The sequence below is a fragment of the Lentzea sp. NPDC005914 genome (genome assembly GCF_040629405.1).
GTDB lineage: Bacteria > Actinomycetota > Actinomycetes > Mycobacteriales > Pseudonocardiaceae > Lentzea.
Map to the genome: position 1 here is coordinate 59,877 of NZ_JBEXVQ010000020.1, position 12,604 is coordinate 72,480.

Sequence of the window (12,604 nt, forward strand, 5' to 3'; positions counted from 1 at the left end):
TTCCCCAGGGGGTACGGCAGTGCGCAGGTGGGAGCTCGTCTCGGGCGCTTCGGCGAAGTTCTGGGAGATCGGCCAGGACGGCGCCTCGGTGACCGTCCGGTTCGGACGGCTGCAGACGGCCGGCCAGACCCAGACCAAGGAGCTGGCGTCCGTCGAGGCGGCCGAGGCGCACGTCGCGAAACTGGTGGCGGAGAAGGAAAAGAAGGGCTACGTCGCAGTCGGCTCAGCTCCGGCCACGCAGCCGCCCGCCGCTGAAGCGACAGCCGGCCACAACGCCGCTCCACCCGCCACCGCCCAACCCACCACGGGCTTTCCCTCCACCGGCCAACCCACCACCGACTCCCCCGTCACCATCCCGCCCACCACGGGCGTTCCCACCACCGCTCAACTCGCCACCGAACCCCCCGCCGCCACCGTTCACATCACCACCGAATCCCCTGCCGCCACCACGCGCACCACCACCGGTTCTCCCACCGCCGCCTTTCCTGCCTCCACTCCACACGCCACCGCCCTATCCGCCACCGAATCCCCTGCCACTACCCGCACCACCACCCCACAACTCGCCACCGGCTCTCCCGCCACGGCCCAACCCGGCATCGCTCTACCCGCCACCGGCCAACCCACCACCGCATCTCCCGCCACCATCCGCACCACCACAAACTCCCTCGCCACTACCCGCACCACCGCTCCCGCAGCCGACGCACCCCCACCCACTCCCGCAACCGAGAAGTCCCCCGCCGTCGACGAGGACACCTGGGTCATGCCCCGAGCCTGGTTGCGCGACGTGGTGCGGCAGCGCGGTTTCACCCCGGCCCCGGAGTTCACCGTCGACCCCGCCAAAGCCGCCGAAGCCCGCCAGCAAATCACCGACAAGAGCGAGACGATCGAACGCGCTCTGTCCGTGAAGGACTCGGACCCGGACCTGATCGCGGCAGCCCGCGATCACCTGGCCGGCAAGCCGAACCCCGTTGGCGCGGCAGCGATCGCGACCATCACGGAGTCGGGCCTGCCGTCGCTGCACGCCTGGATCGCCGACCACGGCGTAGCGTTCACCGCCGCCGCCACCGTGGAGTTCATCGGTCTGGCGTTCGCCCAGGAATGGCGCGGCAAGTGGACCGACGTCTGCCTCCACCGCCGGCAGGGCCAGTTCCACACGAGCCGCACCGAGGTCGCCGGCCAGATGCTGCTCGCCGCCCGGGACGCGATCGCGGTGGCCGACGACGCGCAGCGTGCGGCCGCAGAGGCAGAGCTGGCAGAGCTGGCCGCGACGTCCGAGGCGCGGGAACTGCGGTCGTTTCTGGTGCCCGAGCGGACGGACTGGTTCGACGAGGTGTGCGCCCTGCCCCACCAGGGGACGTGGTGGCTGTTGCCGTGCAGTGCCAGCACGTACGACGAGTTCGTCAAGGCCGGCCGTTCGCTGCCCAGTTCCGCCTTCGTCCTGTACACGGCGCTGTACGTGCTGGGGCCCGCCAGCGCTCCGTTGCTCGCGGAGGGGCTCGACGAGGACTACCAGGTCGCGGACCGCCGCAAGCTGACGCTGAAGGTCCTCGCGGCCCTGCCGACCGACGAGGCGTTCACCATCCTGCTCGACCGTCTCGACTCCAAGTACGTGCGCCCGGCTCTGCTGTCCGCGATGGCCGCGTTCCCAGTACGGGCGGCCAGGCTTCTCGGAAAGCGCGTGTCGAGGAACGACGACGTGCGGCGGCTGCTCGGCGCGCACCTGACGTCGAACCCGACTCTCGAAGTGCCCGCCGAGGTCGCCGCGGTGCTCGCCAAGACCGAGGCGGAGACGCTGCCGGAGGCCCGAGCAGACCAGTTGCCGCCGCTGCTCGCCGCACCGCCGTGGCTGAACCGCCGCCCGCAGGCGAAGCCCGTGGTGCTCAACGATCTGCCGGTGCCGGACGCCTCGACGGCGTGGGAAGCGGGCGAACGCGAGCGGTGGCTGAAGTCCGGCAGCGACTGGATCTCCAGCCACCAGGACTGGCGGAAGCTGCTCGAGGACTTCAAGTCGGGCAGCGCCGGCTACTACGACAACGACCTCTTCCTCCTCGCACCCGAGCACGAGGTGAGGCCGCTGCTCGCCGAGTGGAAGCCGACCTACCACTACGGCGTCGAGGAGTGGGGCAAGCAGCTCGCCGCACGTTTCGGCCTCGACGCGGTGCACGCGCTCATCCGGCTCGCCCAGTCCAGCCCCGGCTCGGGCGGGGTGATCCTGTTGCCCTTCGCCACCGCCGAGGTGGCGGCGGTGATGGCCGACTGGTTCGCGAGGACCAAGCAGCCGCGGCGCTGGGCCATCGAGTGGCTGGCCCGGCACCGCGACCAGGCCGCGCGCCTCCTGATCCCCGCGGCCGCCGGGAAGGCCGGTGCCGCGAGGCGCAGCGCCGAGGCCGCTATCCGCTACCTGAACGGCATCGGCGTCGACGTGGCGGCCATCGCCGCATCGTGCGGTGCCGGGGCCGCGATCGACGTCGTGCTGTCCGTCGACCCGATCGACTTCCTGCCCGCGAAGCTGCCTTCGATCGGCGAGTGGGCCGACACCCGCCTGCTCCCCCAGGTCCTGCTGAGCGACCGCAGGCACGCGCTGTCGCCCGAAGCCGCCGGTCATCTGCTCATGACGGCCGCGCTGTCCAAGCCCGGCGAGGTCTACGCGGGCCTGCCGATCGTCCGGGAGGCGCTCGACCCGGCGTCGCTGGCGGCGTTCGCCTGGGCCGCGTTCGAGCAATGGCAGAAGGCGGGTGGCCCGTCGAAGGAAGGCTGGGTGCTCTCCGCGCTCGGCTGGTTCGGCGACGACTCCACGGTTCGCGCGCTGTCTCCGCTGATCCGCAACTGGCCGGGCGAGAGCCAGCACGCCAGGGCCGTCGCGGGTCTCGACGTCCTCGCCGACATCGGCACCGAGGTGGCGCTGTCGCACCTCAACAGCATCGCCGAGAAGGTGTCGTTCAAGGGCCTCAAGAACAAGGCCCAGGAGAAGGTCACCCAGATCGCCGCCGAGCTGGGCCTGTCCCGCGACCAGCTGTCCGACCGCCTGGTCCCGCGCCTCGGCCTGGACGACGCGGCAACGTTGGTGATCGATTACGGCCCTCGCCAGTTCACGGTCGGCTTCGACGAGCAGCTCAAGCCGTACGTGCTCGACCCAGACGGCAAGCGCCGCAAGGATCTTCCGAAGCCCGGCGTCAAGGACGACCAGGACAGGGCGCCGCTGGAGCACAAGCGGTTCGCGGCGTTGAAGAAGGACGTCCGCACGGTCGCGTCCGACCAGATCCAGCGCCTCGAACGAGCGATGGTCGACCAGCGCACGTGGACCGCCGAGGAGTTCCAGACCGTCCTCGCCGCGCATCCGTTGCTGTGGCACCTGGTCCGCCGCCTGGTGTGGATCACCGACGAGGGCGTGTCCTTCCGGCTGGCCGAAGACCGCACCCTGGCCGACGCGCAGGACGACGAGTTCACGCTCCCGGAGAACGCCACGGTCCGCGTGGTCCACCCGGTCGATCTGCAGGACTCGCTGAACGCCTGGGGCGAGGTGTTCGCCGACTACGAGATCCTCCAGCCGTTCCCGCAGCTCAGCCGTCCGGTCCATCTCGCCGGCTCCCCGCAGGACGTTCTGCCCGCCCTCAAGAAGCACTGCGACGTGACGTTCCCGATCGGCAAGGTCCTCGGCCTCACCAAGAAGGGCTGGGTCCGCGGCGAGCCCCAGGACGGCGGCGTCGAGTGCTGGATCACCAGGCCGTTCCCCGGCGGCGGCGCGCTCGTCGCCTCGCTCGACCCCGGCATCGCGGTGGGCGCCGTCGACGTCTTCCCCGAGGTCAGCTTCCCCGACATGTGGTTCTCCCCCGACGGCGGCGGCGAGTGGTCGGCGCCGAAGAACGCGCCGAGCACCTTCGACGTCGACCCGATCACCTTCTCCGAGCTCCTCTCCGAACTGGAGTCCCTGCAGTCATGACCAGCACTCAGACGGCGCAGCGCCCGCCCGCCGAGGTCCGGTACGCGGACGAGCTCGCGCGGCTGCGCGACGGTGACACCGCCCCCAGACCGCCCGGCTGGGCGCTCAGCCTCGAAGCCGCGCGCAAGTTCGTGGTGGGCCACGAAAAGCAGAAGATCACCAAGAAGTTCGTGGGCGATCCGTCGCTTGTGGACAGAGCGCTCGTCACGCTGGCCACCAGCCGCGGGCTGATGCTCGTCGGCGAGCCGGGAACCGCGAAGTCGTTGCTGTCCGAGCTGATCGCGGCGGCGGTCAGCGGTGAGTCGACGCTGACGATCCAGGGCGGTGCGGCGACCACCGAGGACCAGATCAAGTACTCGTGGAACTACGCGCTGCTGGTGGCGGAAGGACCGTCGCCGCGGTCGCTGGTGGCGGCGCCGATGCTGCGCGGCATGGCCGAGGGCAAGGTCGTGCGGTTCGAGGAGATCACGCGCTGCCCGCTCGAGGTGCAGGACTGCATGCTGTCGATGCTGTCGGACCGCGTGATGGCGATCGGAGAGCTGAACGGGCCGGACGGCATGGTGTTCGCGCAGGACGGGTTCAACGTCATCGCGACGGCGAACACACGCGACCGGGGCGTCAACGAGATGAGCGCGGCGCTCAAGCGGCGGTTCAACTTCGAGACGGTGTTCCCGATCGCGGACTTCGACACCGAGCTCGCACTGGTCGAGCAGGAGGCGGCGAAGCTGCTGGAACGCTCCGGCGTGCAGCTCGCACCGAAGCGGGACGTGCTGGAGGTCCTGGTCAGGACCTTCCGCGACCTCCGGGAAGGCACCGACCGGCTCACCACGGTCATGAGCACGGCCGAGGCGGTGTCGGTGGCGCACGCGGTGGGCCTGCGGGGCTGGTTCCTGCGCGGTGAGGCCGGAACCGCCGCCGACGTCGTCGAGTGCCTGGCGGGAACGGCGGCCAAGGACAACGCGGAGGATCTGGCCCGCCTGCGCAGGTATCTGGAGCAGCACGCACCGAGGCGCAGGGGCAAGCAGTGGCAGGAGCTGCACCGCGCCCGCCACCTGCTGCCCGGCTGATGGGGGCCGTGTTCGTCGGCGTCCGGCACCACAGTCCCGCCTGTGCCCGGCTGGTCGCCGCCACCATCCAGGAACACCGGCCGGCGTACGTGCTGATCGAAGGCCCGGCCGACTTCAACGAGCGCATCGACGAGCTGCTGCTGGGACACGAGCTGCCGGTCGCGTTGTTCAGCTACTCCGGCGAGCACGCGTCGTGGTCGCCGTTCTGCGACTACTCGCCGGAGTGGGTGGCGATCACCGAGGCACGCCGCCACCACGCCGAGGTCAGGTTCATCGACCTTCCCGCGTGGCACAAGGCGTTCCACCACGTCACCAACAGGTACGCCGACGCCGAGCTGCGGTACGCCGAGGTCGTCGAGAGACTGTGCCGTGAGTTCGCGGTCGACAACGTCGACGCGCTCTGGGACCACCTGTTCGAGTCCGAGCAGGAGCCCACGGGCATGGCCGAGTACTTCGACCTGCTCCGCGGCACGGCCACCGCGGACGACGGCGACGCGGCGCGCGAGGAGTACATGGCGAGCTGGGTGCGCGCGGCGGTCAAGCACGCAAGCGGAAGGCCGGTCGTCGTGGTCACCGGTGGCTTCCACACCGCCGCTCTCAAGGCCAGGCTCGACGGAGCCGCCGAGTGGCCGGAGGTGCCCGAACGCGAGCAGGGCGCCAGCTACCTGGTTCCGTACTCGCACGCGCGGCTGGACGCGTTCACCGGCTACCAGTCGGGCATGCCGTCGCCCGGCTACTACCAGCAGGTCTGGGAGAACGGCGCGCAGAAGGCAGCGGACTGGCTCATCGAGTCGGTGGCGACCCGGCTGCGCGGCAAGCGGCAGCCGGTGTCGACGGCGGACCTGATCGCCGCGCACACCCAGGCCGGCGCGCTGGCGCGGTTGCGCGGGCACGAGAACCTGGCGCGCACCGACGTGCTCGACGGCCTGACCAGCGCGTTGATCTCCGAAGACCTCACGCAGCCGCCACCGTGGACGCGGCGCGGCACGCTGCAGCTCGGCGCACATCCGGCGCTCGTCGAGATGATCGCCGCGCTCAGGGGCGACAGGGTCGGGCGGCTGCACCGGGACACGCCGGCACCGCCGCTGGTCAACGCCGTGCAGGAGCTGCTGCGGACGCACGGGCTCGATCACGAGGGCAAGATCGCGCTCGACCTCACGGACGCGAACGCGTTGGAGCGCAGCAGGATCCTGCACCGGTTGCGGGTGCTGCGGATTCCGGGCTTCGAGCGCACGAGCGGACCGTCGGCGGGCGCGAAGCCGCAGCTGGACGAGCAGTGGACGCTCAAGCCGGTGGAGGATCGGCTGGCGGCGTTGATCGAGGCCGCCGAGAACGGTGCCACGCTGGAGGAAGCGGCCGGGGTGGCGCTGGAGCGGCGTTCCCGGCACGCGCAGCTGGACCAGCTGGCGGGCATCCTGTTCGAGGCGGTGCTGTGCGGGATCACGACGTTGTCGGGCAGGGTCAAGGAGTCCCTCAACGAAGGCGTCAAGCAGACGGGCGACCTCGCGGCGCTCGGTCACGTGCTGACCGGGGTGCTCGGCCTGTGGCGGCACGACAGGTTGTTCGGCACGGCCAAGGACCCGCTGCTGGGCGCGGTGATCGACACGGGCACGGCCAGGGTGCTCTGGCTGATCGAGGGACTGCACGGCGGTGCGGCGCCGGCCGACGCGAACCGGCTGCGGGCGATGGCCGCGACCAGAGACGCCGTGCTGCACGCGAAAGCCGCGCTGTCACTGGACACAGCAGATGTCACGGGTGTGGCGACGCGGGTGAGCAACGACGTGCAGGCGCCGCCGGATCTGCGCGGTGCGGCGCTCGGGCTCGCGTGGACGCTGGGCGCGCAGCCGGACGTGCGGAAGGTCCGCGGCATCGAGGCGCTGGGCGACTGGCTCGCCGGGTTGTTCGCGGTGGCACGCGAAGAGGTGCTGGCAAGCCCGGATCTCGTCGGTGTGCTGGACGAGCTGGTCAGCGCGATGACCGAGGAGGAGTTCCTGGTGGCGCTGCCGGCGTTGCGGCTCGCCTTCAGCTACTTCCCGCCCAGGGAACGCGAGACCATCGCGGCCACGGTTCTCAGTCATCGCGGTGTCCAGGGCGACGCACGGAGCGTCACGCGTCTCACCGGCGACCCGATGGTCGTGGCGGAAGCGCTGGCGGTCGAGAAGCGCGTTGACGCGCTGCTGGCGAAGGGCGGCCTGGCATGACGGACCCGGAAAAGAACGACATGGAGCGGTGGCGGCTGATCCTCGGCGAGCCGGCCTCGCGCTGCGCCGGCGCTCTCCAAGGCGACGCGGCTCAGCGGGACGCCGCGCTGGAGTGGCTCTACGGACGCGATCCCGAGCTGGCCGAACGCGGTGTGCGCAAGGGTGGCACCGAGGACTCGGTGCTGCAGACCGTCGACTGGCTGGACCAGGTGCACCTGCTCTTCCCCAGGGAGACCATCGAACGTCTCGAGCGCGACGCCGTCGAGCGCTACGAGATCACCGACATCGTCACGGATCCCGATGTGCTGCAACGGATCGAGCCGAACCCGGCCCTGCTGCGCGCGGTGCTGCGGACCAAGCACCTGATGAACCCGGCCGTGCTCGCGATGGCGCGCAAGATCGTCGAGGCCGTCGTCAGGCAGTTGATGGAGAAGCTCAAGACCGAGGTGCGGCAGGCGTTCAGCGGCACGAGGTCGCGCCGGCCGAGCATCCACCGCAACTCGCGCAACTTCGACTTCCGCGCCACGATCAGGGCGAACCTCCAGCGCTACCAACCGGAGGAGCGCAAGCTCTCGATCGAGCACGCGAAGTTCTTCTCCCGCACCCGCAAGCACGTCGAGCAGTGGCAGGTGATCCTGCTGGTCGACCAGTCGGGTTCGATGACCGGCTCGGTGATCCACTCGGCCGTCACCGCGGCCTGCCTGTGGAGCCTGCCGGGCCTCAAGACGCACCTGATCGCGTTCGACACCAACGTCGTCGACCTGACCTCCGACGTGACCGACCCGGTCGAGCTGCTGATGAAGGTGCAGCTCGGCGGCGGCACGGACATCGCCAAGGCCACGGCCTACGGGGCGAGCCTCGTCGACAGCCCGCGCCGCGCGATCGTCGCGCTGATCAGCGACTTCTACGAGGGCGGCAACGAGGAGCACCTGGTCCGCACGGTGAAGAACCTGTGCGAGCAGGGCACCCACGTCCTGTGCCTGGCGGCGCTGGACGAGGAGGCGAACCCCGACTACGACCGCAGACTGGGCCAGCGCCTGGCGAACGCGGGCGCCCACGTCGGCGCGATGACCCCAGGCCAACTAGCGGAATTCGTTGCGGAGAAACTCGCGTGACCAGACCCGACCTGCTGGCCCTCACCCCGGACGCGCTCGCGGCCCTGGCCAACCGCGGCCTCGTGAAACGCGCCGTCAAGGAACTCGACGCGGGCGCCGTCCCCGCGCTCGACACCGACCCCGCCGGCACCGTCCACGGCAAATTCCCGGACGGCACCACCACGACGCTGCCACCCGCCACCACACTCGACGCGGCCACGTGCAGCTGCGGCGCCGCGGGCGTGTGCCGGCACCGCATCGCCGTCGTCCTCGCCTACCAAGGCACTCAGGAGTCGAGCGCACCGGCCGAACTGTGGTCTCCGGGCACGATGAGCGACGACGACCTCACCGCGTTGATGGGCGACCGCACGCTGCGCCGAGCCCGCCGCGTGCTGCAAGCGGGTTACCGCGCCAAGCTCCGCCGCCCGACCGCGCAAGACCAGACCGCCCAAGCCGAACTCCCCACCTGCACCGTGACGTTCCTCGTGCCCGGCGACCTGTCCTACGTCCACACGGACGCGGTCAACCGCGACGAGGCCACCGCGCTGGCGGTGTGGGCGTTCCGCGAGGCCGACGCCCAAGCCACCGACACCGTCGACGTGGGCGGATCTCCCACCACGGCAACAGATCTGACCGCGGTCACCGACCTGCTGGACCAGCTGCTGCTCGACGGCGCCACCAACGCGAGCGAGGTCCTGGACGCCGGCTGGCAACGCCTGCACCGCGACCTGACCGCCCAGCGCCTGCACTGGCCGGCCGCGGTGATCACCGACCTGCTGACCCAGCTGACCGCCTACCGCCATCGCAGCGCGGACTACGAGGCCCAACACTTCGCCGCCCTGCTGACCGAACTGCACGCCCGAACCACCGCCACGGGCCCGCGCGCCGAACTCCTAGGCTTCGACGAGCCGGCCGAAACCCCGCTGCGCCGAGTCCGCCTGACCGCGCTGGGAGCCCGGCTGCGCACCGCCACGACGGCCGACGTCTACTTCGCCTCGGGCGACGTGGTGCTGGTGCAACGCGACACCGCCCTGCGCACGGCCCAGAAACTGGCCGCGTCGAACATCGTGTCCGAGTCGGCGACCCGCAGCGCGAGCCGCGCGGTGACGCTGAAAACCAGCAGGGTGGCCAAAACCTCGCTCACACCGGTAGGCACGTCCTGGGACGACCTGCCACGCGCACTGGTGATTGACGACTACGACGCAGCCGCCGCGCACCTGGCCGAGCTACCACCACGCCAGGTCCGCGCGAGGGTGGAGGCCGAACTGGTCCGCGCGGTCCGCGTCACCGAGGTGACCGACATCGCCTACGACCCCGCAGCCCAACGGCTGACAGCCACGCTGCACCACACCCCGCACAGCCCCGAGCCCGCACCGACCTCAGCCGCCCAAGACCCGAGCACCACGCCTCACCACACCCCACATAGCGCCGAACCCGCACCGACCCAGGCCGTCCAAACCCCGACCACCGCGGCACACCAGACCCAACCCAGCGCCGAGCCCGCACCGCCCCTGGCCCGAAACCCAACTACCAGCCTGCACTGCACCTCATCCGGGGCCGAGGCCGCACTGCACGCGATCGCCCCTGCACCCCAAGACTCGACCACCACACCGCACACCCCACCCAGCGCCGAGTCCGCACCGCACGCGGCCGCCCCCGCACCCCACGACCCCACCACCACACCGCACACCCCACCCAGCACCGAGCCTTGGCCCCACTCACCCACCCCCGCCACCCGCTGCGTTCTCGAGGCCACACACCGCGCCATAGCCCCACACGCCCTGGACGCCCTCGCCGCCGCCCTGCGCGCCACCCCCACGACGATCACCGGCACAGTCCGCCGGCACCGCGGCACACTCGTCGTCGACCCCATTGCCGTGCACACCGACAAGGGCGTGGTGGTCCTGGACCTGGCAACAAACACAACACCGCAACCGCTGCCACCCGGCGCGACGATGTCCGACCCGGTGAGCGCCGCGGTCGACAGCGCGCTGCTGGTGTTAGCCGATGCGGCGCATCGAGGCCTGGACAACCTCACGGACAGCCTGCTCGCCCGCGCGCGCGAGGTCGGCGCGCACCTGCACCGCACGGGCCTGCGCACGGCGGCTGGCCACGTCACGGCGTTCGCTGACGCCCCGGCCGCGGACACTTGGTTCCGCGCGCATCTGCGGTTGCTGGTCACGGCCGACGCTCGCTGACACGACCGAAGCCGTCGGGTCGATGCGTTGCGACAGCACGTGGGCCTCCGCGGCCTCGGATACCCGACCGACGAGTTCCAGCACGAACCCGCGGAGGTACGCGGCACGCGCCGCACCCCAGCCTCCGAGTGACACCCCGCGCGCGTAGGCCTCCAGCGCCTCGTCGAACCGGCCGCAGGCGACCAACGCCTCGCCGCGCAACACCCACGTGCGGTCGTCGCCCGGACTGAGCGAGACCAGTTCGCGGGTGTACTCGACCGCGCGCTCGCCCAGGCCGATCGACAGGTGGGTCCGCACGAGGAAGCAGTACAGCGCGTAGGCCTCGTCCGCCCACGCCAGCTGGTCGATCTCCGCCGAGCCCGGTGCGGCGGACGTCAGGCACTCCAGCGCGCGGCCGAGCAGCCGATGCGTTTCCGCGATGTCGTGCCGTGCGAAGGGAACCGCCGCGATCGCCCGGTACAGCCGCGCCCGGTGGAGTGTGCCGGCGAAACCGTTGTGCGGCAGCTCCGACGACGCCTTCACGGCCAGGGCGGCCGCGGCCTGCATCGAGGTCGAGTCGGCGCCGCGGAAAGCGTTGCGGAACACCACGAACAACGCCAGCTCCCGCCGCGTCTGCGGAGGCAGGCCGGATCGGGCGCCGCGCAGCGCCATCGACTCCACCACGGAGGCCGGGGCGTGCCAGCGCAGCACCGCGAGCTGTTGCATGGCGAGGTCGGGTGTGAGCACCAGTCGGCGGGCGTCGGTGACGGAGAACCCGATGACCGAGGCCGCGCGCTGCGGATATCCCAGGCGCAGCAACAGGTCGCAGGCGACGCGGCGTTCGGCTGTGTGCAACGAGTCCGACGCGCGTTCGTGCACGCGCCACCACAGGTCGGAGGCGAGGTCGGCGGGGAACGCCGCCATGTCCGCGCCGGCGCCGTCGATCCGGCCCCAGCTCGCCGCCGTCAGCAACCGCAGCTGGGCCGAAGGGGGCAGTTCGAACCGGGGCACGCCCGCCGAGGCGCCCTCCGCGAACGCCGAGGCCATCGCGTGAGTGATCCTGGCGTGCAACGGAGAGGCGTCGCCGGGAGCGGAAAGGCCCGCGTAGACACCGCAGGCGACGGGGACCTGAGCGGTGAGCAGGGCGCGCAGCCTCACGGCCAGCGCGCGGGAGCTCGGGTCGGTGCGGTACCGCGGCAGCGCGGCCATGCGGTCCTCCCAGGTTCAGTTGAGCAGTTCCCAGCCACGTCTGGTCAGGCGGTGGCGGACCGATCGGCCGTTGCGATGCGTGGACACGAAGCCCGCGGTGCGCAGGGCGGTCGCGTGCTGTGACGCGGTGGGCAGGCTGATGCCCACGTGCTTGGCGAGCTCGGTGGTCGTGCGTTCGGAGGTCAGCGCGCGCAGCACCAGCGTCCGGGTGCGGCCGAGCGCCAGTTCGAGGCTGGCGCCGCCCGGCTGCGGGGTCGCCACGGGGTAGAAGAGCAGCGGTTGCGGTTCGGCGAACATCGACACCGCCGGGCGGGTCAGGCCGTTGAGCACCGGCACGATCAGCATCCCCGTGCCGCGCAACGAGATCTCGGTGTCCCACGACAGTTCGACGTGCAGCGCGGGCGAGGTCCACGAGATCGACGGGTGCAGGTTGCCGAGCAGGTCCCCCAGCCCGCGCGACACGGCCTGCGACGACCGCAGCCGCACCTCCGCGTCGAACGCCTGGCGCGTCTCGGCCCAGTTGTTGCCGAGCAGGTCGCGATAACCCGCGTTCAAAGCGGAGCGCAGGTCCTGCCTGGAGGTGGGCGTGCCCGCCGCGAACGACCGCAGCCACGGCGACGTCGTGCCCAGCATGCTCGCGATCTGGTCGCGCACCCTCGTCGAGGGCGTGTCAAGCACCTGGCGCACGGCCTCGTCGAAGTCGGGGCGCGCGGAGTTGAAGAAGTCCGGGATGAACCGTCCCGGCCGGACCAGCTCGGCGAGCGGGCGGATCTGCGGCAGCAGCAGGCGGTCCCAGGTCCCGCTGTGCACCGTGAACACCAGCTCGTACATCGGCAGCGGTGCCGATGCGAACCGCGTCCGCGCCAGATCTTCCAACTCGAAGAGAATCGTCAACCCACGACCTTTGGGCGCGGAT

6 protein-coding genes are annotated in these 12,604 nt (G+C 71.1%); 4 read left to right on the plus strand and 2 right to left on the minus strand.

Annotated features, from left to right (window positions below):
• Positions 1-19: 19 nt before the first annotated feature.
• From ABZ345_RS27000 to ABZ345_RS27015, 4 genes are read left to right on the plus strand one after another with little or no spacing between them, the layout of a single operon-like run.
• On the plus strand, positions 20-3,940 hold the full coding sequence (locus ABZ345_RS27000) for a DUF4132 domain-containing protein (protein WP_359854289.1): 3,921 nt from the start codon (positions 20-22) through the stop codon (positions 3,938-3,940).
• Positions 3,937-5,007: an AAA family ATPase gene (locus tag ABZ345_RS27005; RefSeq protein ID WP_359854292.1), complete on the plus strand. Its 1,071-nt coding sequence runs from the start codon at positions 3,937-3,939 to the stop codon at positions 5,005-5,007. The genes ABZ345_RS27000 and ABZ345_RS27005 overlap by 4 nt, the downstream gene beginning before the upstream one ends.
• Positions 5,007-7,208 carry a DUF5682 family protein gene (locus tag ABZ345_RS27010; protein ID WP_359854294.1) on the plus strand — a complete coding sequence of 734 codons (2,202 nt, stop codon included), beginning with the start codon at positions 5,007-5,009 and terminating at the stop codon, positions 7,206-7,208. Before ABZ345_RS27005 ends, ABZ345_RS27010 begins: the two co-directional genes overlap by 1 nt.
• Positions 7,205-8,323 carry a VWA domain-containing protein gene (locus ABZ345_RS27015; protein WP_359854297.1) on the plus strand — a complete coding sequence of 373 codons (1,119 nt, stop codon included), beginning with the start codon at positions 7,205-7,207 and terminating at the stop codon, positions 8,321-8,323. Before ABZ345_RS27010 ends, ABZ345_RS27015 begins: the two co-directional genes overlap by 4 nt.
• Positions 8,324-10,302: 1,979 nt before the next feature.
• Here ABZ345_RS27015 and ABZ345_RS27020 read toward each other — a convergent pair.
• Complete coding sequence (locus ABZ345_RS27020; protein WP_359854300.1) at positions 10,303-11,688, minus strand: tetratricopeptide repeat protein; 1,386 nt, start codon at positions 11,686-11,688, stop codon at positions 10,303-10,305.
• 15 nt (positions 11,689-11,703) lie between these two features.
• A complete protein-coding gene (locus ABZ345_RS27025; RefSeq protein ID WP_359854303.1) occupies positions 11,704-12,582 on the minus strand; it encodes an ArsR family transcriptional regulator in 879 nt (292 codons plus the stop codon).
• Positions 12,583-12,604 lie beyond the last annotated feature (22 nt).